Source organism: Paenibacillus sp. FSL R5-0923, assembly GCF_038009145.1.
Classification (GTDB): Bacteria; Bacillota; Bacilli; order Paenibacillales; family Paenibacillaceae; genus Paenibacillus_AQ.
In genome coordinates, this window is sequence record NZ_JBBPAT010000001.1 from 5,153,429 (window position 1) to 5,165,728 (window position 12,300).

Below are 12,300 nucleotides of genomic sequence, written 5' to 3' on the forward strand. Positions count from 1 at the left end.
CTTAAACAACACTCCTTATCTCCTCATCAGCCTACCAGCAAGGCGAATACGATTCCAGGGCCATGCACACCTATCGTCAGATCATTCTCAATATCCGCTGAACGGCTAGGTCCCGAGATAAAGTGAATACCTGCGGGGAGACCCGATTGTCCCGCTTCATCAAAATCAGTAAGCACCTCACCCAGACGAGTCTTCAGCCGCTCCAGCGGAACGATGGCAATTAATGCGGTTGGCAACAGGCTGACAGAGCGCCCTTTATCCGCAGAAGACAACACTGTAATAGAGCCCGTATAAGCAACTGCGTAATCCGCGATCACAATCCCAATATCGGCTTCCGCCGCCCTAGCTTTCCATGCTTCTTGCATATCCGTATTCCAGACAGATACCTGCGTATCTACAAGTTCTTCTTCTAGCCGAAGTGCCGCAAGCTCAGCTACATTTTGCCGAAGAATATAACGGGCGAGCATATCACTCGCTTTATTGACGATAAAAGCTTTAGCTTCATCCATCGTTGCCATGCGAAACACATGTCCACCTGCACTTTGAAAATTCGCAGTAAATTGATCGATGCGTTCTTCTGGACTCCACTGGAATTCTTGCCAATAATCTGGAGCACCGCGAAAAGGATGTAACGGAGCCGCAGTCGTTCTTGGCCGCTTCAGGCGACGAGCGATATCGTTCATGAATGCCTGCTGTTTCTCACGAGAATCATGGTCCATACGCTCCAGCCATTCTCTGTGCGTTTCCTCAGTCATATCCGGGCTCTCCTTTCAGTTCTTCCGCCTTCCGCTTCGCTAATAAATCTTCCATCCGTTTCTGTATCGACGGGTCCATCTCGCGACTATTTTGGTCTAACTCCTCCTGCAGCTCTTTCCAGCTCTCGCGGAAGGATTCATCCGCCAGCTTCGGAGCGATCCGGTAGTTATTCCAGCCTTTTAGCGGCCCAAGCTTTGACGGAATTCCGCCGTCTCTCACAAGTAGCTTTTGTCCGATTCTGCCTACTTTCATCACACTACTGAATCGCTGGGACTTCGCCATAATCGCACCAAAACCTTTCATGCCAAGACCTTCCGCTTTGTCTCCATAACCTCTCTCTACCTTACGTCGCCGTAAATAGATAAGCATATCATGCAGAGGGATTTTGACTGGACAAGCTTCATAACACGCACCGCATAGACTCGATGCACCTGCGATATCATCCCATTGATCTACATTTTTGTTCAGCGCTGGGGTCAACACTGCTCCGATCGGTCCGCTATAAGTTCCACCATAGGCATGACCGCCAATATGACGATAGACAGGGCAGGCATTCAGACAAGCTCCACAGCGGATGCAGTTCAGTAGCTCCTGAAACTCTGGATCGCCGAGCTGCTCAGATCGACCATTATCAAGGATAATAATATGCTGCTCTTCCGGTCCGTCCCCATCATCCTTTCTACGGGGTCCTGAAATACCAGACATATACACTGTTAGCTTCTGGCCAGTTGCTGAACGAGGTAATAACGTAGCCATCACCTCAAGGTCGCTCCAAGAAGGAATAATCCGCTCCATCCCCATCAAAGTGATTTGCGTCTTTGGCAAGGTGGTGACCATGCGAGCATTGCCCTCATTCTCGAATAGCACCATGGAACCTGTCTCTGCAATTGCAAAATTGCATCCCGTCATCCCAATATCCGCTTCTAGGAATTTCTCCCGTAGCTTGCGCCGTACAAATCCTGCAAGGATTGTAGTCTCAGGCAAAAGCTCCTCCCCTGCCTCCTTGGACAACAGCTCAGCAATCTGATAGCGGTTCTTATGGATGGCTGGGATAATGATATGAGACGGAGTTTCTCCGGCAAGCTGGATAATATATTCGCCAAGATCTGTCTCAATCGTCTCCACGTCAATGGATTCAAGAGCCGTATTCAAATGCAGCTCCTCAGTCACCATCGATTTTGATTTGACCACGGAAGCCGCTTGTTTTCGCTGTGCAATCTCTAAAGCAATCTTCACTGCCTCTTCACCCGTTGCCGCAAAATGAATATGCGTGCCGTTCGCTTTTGCATTGTCCGCAAATAGATTTAAGTAATAATCCAGATGAGCGATCGTATGCAGGCGAATTTGCCGCCCACGTTCGCGCCATTCTTCCCAGTGTCCATGATCATTCGCCGCTTTCTGTTTCCCGTCACGCAACCTTTCCGTAGTAAAGCGAACCGCCTTGCGCAAAAAGTCATTATTCAGCGCCAAGTCGGCACGCTCTTTTACCGTAGCTGGCTTCACATTAATCGATTCCGATTTAGCCTGAGCGGCATTCTGACTCATTGTCCACTCACCCCCTCATACAGTAGCTCTGCTAAATGCATGACTCGGACCGGTTTGTGGCGATAACGCAAATTCCCAGCAATATTCATGAGACAGCCCATATCCAGACCCGTTAAGACTTCTGCTTCCGACTCCAGCACATGATCTGACTTCTCAGTGACCATCGCCCCGGAGATATCAGACATCTTCACGGCAAAGGTTCCACCAAACCCACAACAGTCCTCAGCAAAAGGTAGTGGCACTAGCTCCATCGCCTTCACATTCTGCATAAGTAACATAGGCTCATCACGAATCCCCAGAATCCGAGTGCCATGACAGGAAGGATGATAGGTAACTTTATGCGGAAATACGGCCCCAAGATCCGTTACGCCAAGCACCTGTACCATGAACTGGCTGAACTCATAGGATTTACGCTGCAAATTCTGCGCCTTGACCAAATTAATCGGATCATCCTGAAACAGTTTCGGGTAATGATGAAGCATCCCGGTGCAAGACCCGGAAGGAGCAATGACAAAGTCACTGTCTTCGAAAGCCTGCAAAATCGTAAGTGCAGCTTGACGTGCCTCATTCCAATAGCCACTATTGTACGCAGGCTGTCCGCAGCAGGTCTGCACTTCGGGAAAATCCAGCTGCACGCCATATCTGGCAAGCAGACGTGCCATCGCTTCTCCGACCTTCGGGTACACAGCATCACTGATGCAAGTAATAAACATCGATACCTTCATGTCCTCACCTCCTGCAACACTATTTTCTACACGGTTGTTATTGCGATGTTCAGCTCCTGTAGCTGCTTTAGCTGTTCTGTGGCAGGGCTGTAATCCGTTATCACAACATCCAAATCACTAGTCGTGGCAACATGTGTGAACGCTTGAATTCCGAATTTGCTGGAGTCACAAAGTAGGATCACCTGCTCCGCGATAGAAATCATCTTTCGCTTCACCATCGCTTGCAGCTCATTCGATTCACTGGCGCCGCGTTCGAGATGAAATCCTTTGCAGGAAAAAAACATCTTATCCACGTGATACAACTCAAGCGAACGCTCGGCTAAATGACCAACAAAGGACATCGATCTGCGGCTCAGTTGACCGCCAGTTGAGATCACATCTATTCGTTCCTTCCCACTTAACTCCGCAGCTACCCTAATAGAATTAGTCAGTACAGTTAGTGGCATATCCGGCAAATGTGAGGCCATATACCATGCAGTTGTGCTAGCATCCAGCAAAATCCGATCTCCCGGCTTTATCATCATCACTGCTTCACGAGCAATCTGCTGCTTCTCCGCTGCGTTCATAATTTCACGTTCAGCATATGGCGTCTCTGGCTGACGATCACGTAGACTAACTGCACCGCCGTGCGAGCGTAGCAGCCTCCCCGCCTTTTCCAAGCGATCAAGATCGCGGCGGATGGTCTCCTCCGTCACTTGGCATAATGTACTCAGTTCCGAGACACGAATGCTGCCACGTTCATTCACTAGTTCTACGATTCTTTCATATCTGTCTGCAATCAGCATGGCTTGCCTCCGTTATATCTATCTATATTCCATCTTCCACTTATCTAGTAAAAGCTGCCGGCACTCCACCGTCAATCGTCAGCATGCAGCCCGTAGTCTTCTCTGACTTGGATGAAGCGAAAAAGGCCACCCCTTCAGCAATATCACGTGGATAAATATTTACAAGCAGTGTTGTGCGTTTACGATAATGTTCCTCCAGTTGATCCGGCTCAATCCCGTAAGCAGCAGCCCGTTCATTCCGCCAGTTCGAATTCCAAATCGCTGAGCCTTGTAGAATGGCATCCGGCAAAATTGTATTGGCGCGAATACCGAACTCTCCACCTTCAGCTGCAATACAGCGAGCCAAATGTGCTTCGAGTGCTTTGGCAGAACTGTAAGCCGATACGCTTTTTCCAGCAAATATAGAGTTCTTAGAGCCAATAAATACCATGCTACCGCCGATCTTTTGCTCCTTCATCACCTTGAAGGCTTCACGTGCAACGAGGAAATATCCAGTTCCTAGCACGGAAATGTTCAAGTTCCACTCTTTTAATGAAGTCTCATCAAAAGGACTGGAAGTCGCAAGCCCAGCATTGTTCACAATAATATCTACTCCGCCATAAAAAAGTGCTGTATCTGCATAAGCTGCGGTAACTTGCTCCTCCTGCGTTACATCCATTTTAACAGCGAACGCACGATTCTCACCGTATTTATCGTTAATCTCCTCGGCAATTTTCTGTGCGCCCTCCAGATTGAGATCTGCCAGCACAACATGCGCCCCTTCGGACACTAGACGACGAGCGGTTTCGCTCCCGATTCCTCCTGCGCCACCAGTAATGAACGCAACCTTACGCGAGAATTCTGCTTCTGCTGGTGCCAGCGATAATTTATATAATTCCAAAGGCCAATATTCCACATTGTACGATTCATTTTCACTTAGAGAGACGAAATCTCCCAATGCGGTAGCTCCGCGCATAACAGCAATCGCCCGGTGATACAAGGCACCGCTAATTTTAGAGTTGCTCCAGCTTTTGCCGGTGTTGATCATTCCCACTCCAGGAATTAGAATCACACGCGGTGCGGCTTCGAACATTACATCTCCCTCATGCTTATTGCGATCGAAGTACGCTTTGTACTGCTCTTTGTATGCGGTAATCGCTTCATTCAGCTTCGTCTTCAAACCATCAATATCACTGGCATTTGGTTCCCAATTCACAAATAGTGGCAGCATTTTGGTATGTACCAAATGATCCGGACAAGCTGCACCTACACTGGATAATTTCTCCGAGTTAACTCCACCTACAAAACGCAGCACATCCTCTGCATCATCGAAGGTCAGTATCATTTTGCGCTCATCACTGACTGCGCCTCTAATCAATGGCATCACTGCAGCTGCTACAGCCCGCCGCTCTTCTTCCGGAAGCGCTTCCGATTTGCGACCTCCGAACAGGTTCCCATCTTCAATTCTATCTTGGATGTAACGCTCTGCTTCATTAATGATAGAGATCGTCTTCGCGTAACAAGCTTCCGGCGTATCCCCCCAAGTCACGAGGCCATGCTTCTCCATCAACACCAATTCTGCTTGAGGATTAGCAAGTACGCCTTCAGCGATCATTTTGGATAAAGTGAACCCAGGACGAATGTAAGGCACCCATACGAAACGATCCCCATAGATTTCCCGCGCAATATCTTTACCGTTATGAGCACAGCATAAGCTGATAATCGCATCTGGATGCGTATGATCTACATGTTTGAATGGTAAAAAAGCATGCAGCAGCGTCTCAATTGAAGCACGCGGATGCTTAGGATCAATCATACAATTCGCGAGGTAAGCCACCATTTCCTCATCAGGCATTTCCTCCCGATCAAACAAAGGCGCAATATCCTCAAGCCGCAATCCGGTAAAATTGCCTGCTTTCATCGTAGCTAGGTCAGAGCCGCTACCCTTCACCCACATGACTTCAACCTCACGACCACGGAAATCTAATTCTATAGTTTTACTAGAGGTATTCCCTCCTCCAAAATTACAGACTCTACGATCTTCACCCAACAGATTGGAGCGATAGACCAGTGCATCCAGACCTCCGTTGATGACTTTTTCCCGTGCAGAATCCCATAAACTTTGTACCATTTGTGAATACCTCCGTTTTTGAATGTTTATTTTTTTGTTTATTTTTGTTTGTTTTGATTTTAATCTATTTGTTTGTGTTTGAATAGAGCGTTTTCAACAAAATTTAAAATTTATTTCACAAGTTAGATGAATCCTCCTTGGATGAACTCAAATTCCATTGCGAAAAAACAAAAAAAGAGTTGCCAATTAGCAACTCCTCACCCCCACTATTCATCACCGACTCGACTCATAAACTAATCCAGTAGTTACATTTCCCATCCTCGATACCGCTAAGTATTCCTCTGTTCGCTTCAATAACCTTTCTCGAAGATACATTGTTCGGCTCACAAGTCAGCATGACCTTATCAATCCCCAGATCCGCAGCTTTTTTTAACAACTCTGCTAAAAAAATCTTGCCAAAGCCCTTTCCTCGCTCACTAGGCCTGATGCTATATCCGATGTGTCCACCTGATTTTCTTAATTGATCATTTAAGGAATGTCTTAGCTTTCCAACACCAACAGGATAAGAGTCAATCAGTAACCAATAGTTGGTTTGCGGTACATAGTTTGGTAGGAGATTATCGCCTCTTGAGAGTGCTATCCGATCTCTGATGAAATCAGGAAATTCACTGTAAGCCAAATCAAACCCATTGTTAACGAATCCATTCTCCCCAGGGCCGATCTCCATAATCATTTCAAAAATATCGCGTCCATCTGACAAACTAGCTTCCTTTAGCTCAATCAACATTATAATCCCCCCTAAAACACAAAGTTGCTTACCATATCAAAAAATTTTACTGCAAAAAAGAGCCCTCTGCATTATTTAATTGCACTTTCTACAACTAAAATTAACTTCAGCACGTCTGTCTATCGTTAAGTGTACTTTGTGCAACTAAATTCCCCCAATTAAGCTTTATCCGCTGATTTCCAGAGATATAGTTGTACAAAGTACATCTATATCACAATAACCTGAGTAAAGTAGCTATTTAGTTGTATTGAATACACTTATCTGCTCCCGCCCTCTTTTTCACAGTAATGTTTCTATTTCTATCTCCTCCTTGCGAACTCTCGTAGTATACTAATTGGAATAAGATACAGATGTTTTATTTTGGATAAGGAGGTTTGAGATGGTAAATAGCTTTAAGAATGCCAAGGCGCAAGAACGAGTGTGGCACTCCTATGAGCAGATGGTTGAGCAGTGGCCCATTCCACTTGAGGAGATCGATGTTCCAACCACATATGGACTGACGCATTGTATCCTTGCTGGTCAAAAGAGTAATCCACCTTTACTACTGTTTCATGGTGTTGGTGATAACTCGGCGGTCATGTGGATCTTAAATATCGAGGAGTTCTCGAAGCATTTTTATTGTATCGCGATTGATACTTTGGGTGGACCCGGAAAAAGCATACCTAACGAGCAGTTTAACAAACAGAAGTTTGAGCAAGTAAAATGGATTAATGAAATAGCGACGTATGTGAATATAGACGTCTTTAATATTGCGGGTGTGTCCAATGGCGCCTATATTGCTTTTAATTATGCGACCAAGCAACCGGACAAAGTGAACCGTGTCGTTTGTTTGGAGGGCGGGATGGTCACTGCACCGATTAAATCCATGATCCAAACTTTAATGATGATGTTCCCGGAGATTCTGATTCCAACGGATCGCAATTTACTGAAAGTTCTGAAGAAGTTAAGCGCACCTCACTCCCCTTTATTTGACAACCATCCAGCATTAGCTGCTCATCTGATCCTTTTAATGCGTACTCATAATCAGCAAGCTATGTTTGTGCATAAGCTTCATCCATACGATAAAAACGCTGCAGTCGCAGTTAGAGACAAGCTCTATTTTCTTGTTGGAGAACACGCACTAAAACAATCGAAGGATTTCATAAATATTTTAGAAGATGGAAAGTTCTATTACCAAGTCATCCCCCATGCGGGACACGGGATTAATCATGAGCAACCGGATAGAGTAAACACTGAGATCATCAATTTCCTGATAGACGATAAGGATAAATCACTTGCATCCAGATGAAAGCGCTACTATTATGTTTGTAATTACACATACCTACCCTAGATAAGGAGATGATTTCCATCAGATACGGAACATTAGCGCATACATTTGGTTGTTTACCCCTCAAATCGTTGACAGCAACGCTTCAGATTTATGATATCGATTTTGTTCAACTTGCTTTATCCAAAGCTATTCAGGACATCGATACCTCCACAGGTAAATTAAGTCCAGGCCTCGCAAACTATATTGGCGAACAATTTGACAGAGCAGGTATACGTATCGGAGTGTTAGGCTGTTATATCAATCCCATTCACCCGGATCCTGTTATTCGGAGATTAGAAATAGATCGCTTTAAAGAACATCTTCGGTATGCCCGCCAATTCGGCGCCCCTATGGTGGCTACGGAGACGGGCGCACTGACTACTTTCCAAGCACAAGATCCGCTCCATTACGAAGAGATCGGCTGGGATATATTAAGGGCAACTGTACAAGAGCTTGCGGAGGAAGCTGAAAAATGGGGTGTTTTTCTCGGATTAGAGGGTGTCTGCACACATACTCTTTCTACACCAGACAAGATGCGCCGCATCTTAGATGAAATTCCCTCTGGCAATATTGGTGTTGTCCTGGATCCATGCAATTTTATTGGTGACGCTGTAGATATGCAGGATCAAATTGTTGATGACGCCTTCAGGTTGTTCGGGGATCGGATCATTTTGGCGCATTTAAAAGACATCTATCAAGATGGAGAGAGAATTTACCACGGTAAGGCTGGTGGAGGGCATTTTCATACCGAAGCATTCCTGAGCAAACTCCAAAAATATAAGCCCATGATCGACCTATCTTTAGAAGATATAACGAACCTCGAGATTAATGAGACCGTTGCTTTACTGAAGAATATTGCTCATATGGAAAAATAACGCTTTTCAAAATAGCTAAATGGTACCTTTCTATGCGAGTTGAATAAAATAAGAAACAGAACGATTGAGTAACATCGTTTGACGATTAAGCCCTAACTTGGAAGGGACGGGATTACCGATGAGATTCACATTCCCTATTCTGACCTTATCTCATGGTGGAGCTCAACGCATGCTGGTAGAACTCGCCAATGGGCTAACAGCTATGGGGCATCAGGTTACTATCCTCATGCCTGTGGATGGGGTTGTTTCCTATGATGTCCGCTCCACCTTAATCCGTTCCACACATATGGAGCTTCAAGAACAGGACTATCCCATAGGCGATGTTATTGTTTCTAATTTCCATACGACAGTCCCTACCTCTCAAGCAGCTAGCAATCAAGGAAAAGGAATTCATGTCAGATTGTCATTATGTTATGAACCCCCCTTTTTACCAGATAGTTCGCTGTCGTTCCCTTCTTATCATGTCACAGAGCATCTAATTGTTTTATCGCATTGGCAGCAGGAGCTGATTCGTTTAAATCATGGGATCACAGGAAAAATCGTGCCCATTGGCATTAGCTCCTCCTTCAAGAATATGAATATCCGTTACAGTCTTCAGGAGCCTTTAAACATAACAGCTATATTAAGAAAAGCAGAACGTGGATTCTCATGGCACCGTGAGCAAGACTATCTTATAGAGCAGCTGGATCACGTGAAAAATCAATGTCCCAATGTAAATATTAACTTTATCAGTCCGCCCGACGAGTTCAATACTTCAGAAGTTCTCCAAAGAATGAAAGCTACTGGCAAATATCGATTCTTCACACCTGCTAATGATGAGGAGCTCTGTTACCATTACAACGGTGCAGATATCTTTGTTAGTTCTAGTATTTTTGATACGGGTTCTTTGCCGGGGCTTGAAGCCATGCGGTGTGGCGCAGCACTCGTCTGTGTTTATTCAGGCGGAAATATGGAATACGCAAATCACGAGAAGAACTGCCTGCTCTCCTATCGGTACGAGAATCGGCTTGGTGAAGATGTCATCCGCCTAATTCGAGACCCAAACTTAAGAACTAAATTAGCCGTACAAGGTGAAAGATCTTCCCTCAAATGGACATGGGCAAATAGTGTCAGGTTATTTGAGCAAGCGGTTAGGGACTTCTTGTTAAAAACTAGACGATCTTAAAAATAGTGAAGGCTACTCTCTCTTACGATAGTTGCCTGGCGAGACGCCATAACGTTCCCGAAATACCCTATGGAAATAAGTGTAGCTTCCAAACCCCGTCTCCTCTGCTATTCGCTCTAAGGTATAATTGGTGTTGTCCATTAATCGAAGTGCCATAGCAAGCCGAATTTGCCCAGCATATTGCATAATAGAGTAGCCGAATTGAATTTTGAATACATGCACGGCCCTCGTTACACTAATTCCGGCATGGGCGGCTACATCCTTTAGCCTGATTTCTGATGTAGCATGCTCCTCTACATAACTCTTCATCTTAAGCCCGTGTAGCAGTGAGGCTGATGATGATGCAGGGGCTTCTTCCATAGCCCGATCTAACAGCAGACATAGCGCTTTAAACAGCGCCTCAAGTATTTCAGGGCTACCCCCATCTAATCTTCTATTCTCCAGATCAAGCTGTTGCCATATACTTTGCAGCTTGCCATCATCCGCAATTCTAACCTTCTTCTGTCTTTCGCGCAGGTTCCACCACTGATCCACCCATTCCCCTGTACACATTACAAAATAGTCCACACTATGTCCCAGCGGACTCTTCTTTTCGCCGATTCTCAGATCATATATATCTTGAGGCTTAAATAATAACAGATCACCAGGTACCACGGTTACCATGTCCCCATCGATCAGTACTTCACACTCCCCTTCTGCTTGCAGCCTGATGATATAGGTATCCAGCCCACTGCGATATAATTGCCGAAAAGGCTGAGTATGGCGAATAAAGCCGCATAGGCTTATTTGGACACTATTAGTTTTCATAGCATTCAATCCTCTTCTCTAAGTAGTCGATGACCAGATCGTTGAGGTTCTTAGCCATATTGTTTCTTCAAAGAACAGTGAATCTCCTTCTATAATAAAGACAGAATTTATATGTACAGGAGGTTACCAACCACTATGAGTAAAATTGTCCGCGTCATTCAAACAGCAAAAGAAACTACCGACCGTCTGACAGAAAAAGACCCTCTGATCTTCCTCCCCGATACATCAGGTGTCGAATCAGAGCTCATCAATATTTATGATGATCTGGAGTATCAGATAATGGAAGGTTTCGGTGGTGCACTTACCGAGGCTTCTGCTGTTACCATCGCTAAACTAAGTGAAGCTAAACAAAAAGAAATCATCGACGCTTATTTTGATCCTGAGCACGGAATTGGGTATACCCTTTGCCGCTCGCATATTCAGAGCTGTGACTTCTCACTGGGCAACTATGCTTATGTAGAAGAAGGCGATGCAGAGCTCCGTTCGTTCGATATTTCCAGAGATCAAGAGTCAATTATCCCCCTAATCAAAAATGCTGCAACAGCTGTTGGTGAAGATTTCCGTTTGTTTTCCTCTCCTTGGAGTCCACCTGCTTTTATGAAAACGAACGGTCAAATGAACGGTGGTGGAGCTCTCAAGCCTGAATACCGTGAGGCTTGGGCCAACATGTTCGTAAAATATATTCAGGCTTACGCAGCTGAAGGCATCGATATTTGGGCTGTTAGTGTTCAGAATGAAGCGAAGGCTGTTCAAATCTGGGATTCTTGCCTTTATACTGCCGAAGAAGAAAAAGATTTTGTTCGTGATTACTTGGGACCAGCCTTGGAACAAGCCGGTTTGGCTCATGTAAAGGTTATGATCTGGGATCATAACAAGGAGCGCGTGTATGACCGTGCCAAGGTTGCTTTTGAAGATCAAGAAGCCTCCAAATACATTTGGGGAATTTGCTTCCACTGGTACTCCGGCGATCACTTCGAAGCCCTATCGGCCGTTCATGATCGCTTCCCAGACAAGAAGCTGTTCTTCAGCGAAGGCTGCCAAGAAGGTGGCGTTCATCTCGGCTCATGGAACACAGGCGAACGTTACGGCCATGATATCATTGGTAACCTGAACAACTGGATGTCAAGCTGGACGGACTGGAATATTGTCTTGGACGAGCAAGGGGGCCCTAACCATGTAGGTAACTACTGCGATGCTCCAATTATTGGAGATACGAAAAACGATGAAATAATATTTGAGAGCTCCTTCTATTACATCGGGCATTTCAGTAAATACATTCGCCCAGGTTCTAAACGAATTGGGCACTCTAAATACACAGATAAGCTTGAAACAACAGCTTTCCGTAACCCAGATGGCACCATTGCTGTTATCGTTATGAACCGCACGGAACAAGAGCTTCCTTTCACCCTGCGCTTCCATAACAACTTGGCTGAGAACATGATTCCGGCTCATGCCATTCAAACCCTGCTAATAAAGTAAAAAGAATAAGGAGGTTC

At 45.3% G+C, this 12,300-nt stretch carries 11 protein-coding genes; 4 read left to right on the forward strand and 7 right to left on the reverse strand.

The window, feature by feature from the left end; genetic code table 11:
• Positions 1–26 precede the first annotated feature (26 nt).
• The 6 genes from MKX35_RS23235 to MKX35_RS23260 form a co-directional block, all read right to left on the reverse strand.
• Positions 27–755, reverse strand: coding sequence for a LutC/YkgG family protein (locus MKX35_RS23235; protein WP_076298452.1), 729 nt, complete (start codon positions 753–755; stop codon positions 27–29).
• Entirely contained in the window at positions 748–2,301 is a 1,554-nt protein-coding gene (locus MKX35_RS23240) for a LutB/LldF family L-lactate oxidation iron-sulfur protein (RefSeq protein WP_076298453.1), read from the reverse strand. The genes MKX35_RS23235 and MKX35_RS23240 overlap by 8 nt, the downstream gene beginning before the upstream one ends.
• Positions 2,298–3,026, reverse strand: coding sequence for a (Fe-S)-binding protein (locus MKX35_RS23245; RefSeq protein WP_042187093.1), 729 nt, complete (start codon positions 3,024–3,026; stop codon positions 2,298–2,300). Before MKX35_RS23245 ends, MKX35_RS23240 begins: the two co-directional genes overlap by 4 nt.
• 26 nt (positions 3,027–3,052) lie before the next feature.
• Positions 3,053–3,811, reverse strand: a complete 759-nt coding sequence (locus tag MKX35_RS23250; protein WP_076298454.1) for a DeoR/GlpR family DNA-binding transcription regulator — start codon at positions 3,809–3,811, stop codon at positions 3,053–3,055.
• Positions 3,812–3,851: 40 nt separating this feature from the next.
• Positions 3,852–5,921, reverse strand: a complete 2,070-nt coding sequence (locus MKX35_RS23255; RefSeq protein WP_076298455.1) for a bifunctional aldolase/short-chain dehydrogenase — start codon at positions 5,919–5,921, stop codon at positions 3,852–3,854.
• Positions 5,922–6,147: 226 nt separating this feature from the next.
• The gene (locus tag MKX35_RS23260; RefSeq protein ID WP_042187086.1) at positions 6,148–6,648 is read right to left on the reverse strand and encodes a GNAT family N-acetyltransferase; all 501 of its coding nucleotides are present in this window, start codon (positions 6,646–6,648) and stop codon (positions 6,148–6,150) included.
• A gap of 379 nt (positions 6,649–7,027) precedes the next feature.
• On the opposite strand from MKX35_RS23260, the gene MKX35_RS23265 reads away from it, so the two are divergent.
• The 3 genes from MKX35_RS23265 to MKX35_RS23275 all read left to right on the forward strand — a co-directional run bounded on the left by MKX35_RS23265 (position 7,028) and on the right by MKX35_RS23275 (position 9,997).
• Entirely contained in the window at positions 7,028–7,936 is a 909-nt protein-coding gene (locus MKX35_RS23265) for an alpha/beta fold hydrolase (RefSeq protein ID WP_076298456.1), read from the forward strand.
• A 110-nt stretch (positions 7,937–8,046) separates the two neighbouring features.
• Complete coding sequence (locus MKX35_RS23270; protein ID WP_341044440.1) at positions 8,047–8,832, forward strand: sugar phosphate isomerase/epimerase family protein; 786 nt, start codon at positions 8,047–8,049, stop codon at positions 8,830–8,832.
• Between the two features lie 118 nt (positions 8,833–8,950).
• Complete coding sequence (locus MKX35_RS23275; protein WP_042187080.1) at positions 8,951–9,997, forward strand: glycosyltransferase family 4 protein; 1,047 nt, start codon at positions 8,951–8,953, stop codon at positions 9,995–9,997.
• A gap of 12 nt (positions 9,998–10,009) precedes the next feature.
• Here MKX35_RS23275 and MKX35_RS23280 read toward each other — a convergent pair whose 3' ends face one another.
• Complete coding sequence (locus MKX35_RS23280) at positions 10,010–10,804, reverse strand: AraC family transcriptional regulator (RefSeq protein WP_076298458.1); 795 nt, start codon at positions 10,802–10,804, stop codon at positions 10,010–10,012.
• Positions 10,805–10,939: 135 nt separating this feature from the next.
• On the opposite strand from MKX35_RS23280, the gene MKX35_RS23285 reads away from it, so the two are divergent.
• Positions 10,940–12,283 carry a glycoside hydrolase family 30 protein gene (locus MKX35_RS23285; RefSeq protein ID WP_076298459.1) on the forward strand — a complete coding sequence of 448 codons (1,344 nt, stop codon included), beginning with the start codon at positions 10,940–10,942 and terminating at the stop codon, positions 12,281–12,283.
• Positions 12,284–12,300 lie beyond the last annotated feature (17 nt).

What these genes read in the sequence shown, in the direction of transcription:
- MKX35_RS23245 (WP_042187093.1), bottom strand. Translation starts at nt 3,026, where the DNA reads ATGAAGGTATCGATGTTTATTACTTGCATCAGTGATGCTGTGTACCCG.
- MKX35_RS23260 (WP_042187086.1), bottom strand. Translation starts at nt 6,648, where the DNA reads ATGTTGATTGAGCTAAAGGAAGCTAGTTTGTCAGATGGACGCGATATT.
- MKX35_RS23240 (WP_076298453.1), bottom strand. Translation starts at nt 2,301, where the DNA reads ATGAGTCAGAATGCCGCTCAGGCTAAATCGGAATCGATTAATGTGAAG.
- MKX35_RS23235 (WP_076298452.1), bottom strand. Translation starts at nt 755, where the DNA reads ATGACTGAGGAAACGCACAGAGAATGGCTGGAGCGTATGGACCATGAT.
- MKX35_RS23255 (WP_076298455.1), bottom strand. Translation starts at nt 5,921, where the DNA reads ATGGTACAAAGTTTATGGGATTCTGCACGGGAAAAAGTCATCAACGGA.
- MKX35_RS23265 (WP_076298456.1), top strand. Translation starts at nt 7,028, where the DNA reads ATGGTAAATAGCTTTAAGAATGCCAAGGCGCAAGAACGAGTGTGGCAC.
- MKX35_RS23250 (WP_076298454.1), bottom strand. Translation starts at nt 3,811, where the DNA reads ATGCTGATTGCAGACAGATATGAAAGAATCGTAGAACTAGTGAATGAA.
- MKX35_RS23275 (WP_042187080.1), top strand. Translation starts at nt 8,951, where the DNA reads ATGAGATTCACATTCCCTATTCTGACCTTATCTCATGGTGGAGCTCAA.
- MKX35_RS23280 (WP_076298458.1), bottom strand. Translation starts at nt 10,804, where the DNA reads ATGAAAACTAATAGTGTCCAAATAAGCCTATGCGGCTTTATTCGCCAT.
- MKX35_RS23285 (WP_076298459.1), top strand. Translation starts at nt 10,940, where the DNA reads ATGAGTAAAATTGTCCGCGTCATTCAAACAGCAAAAGAAACTACCGAC.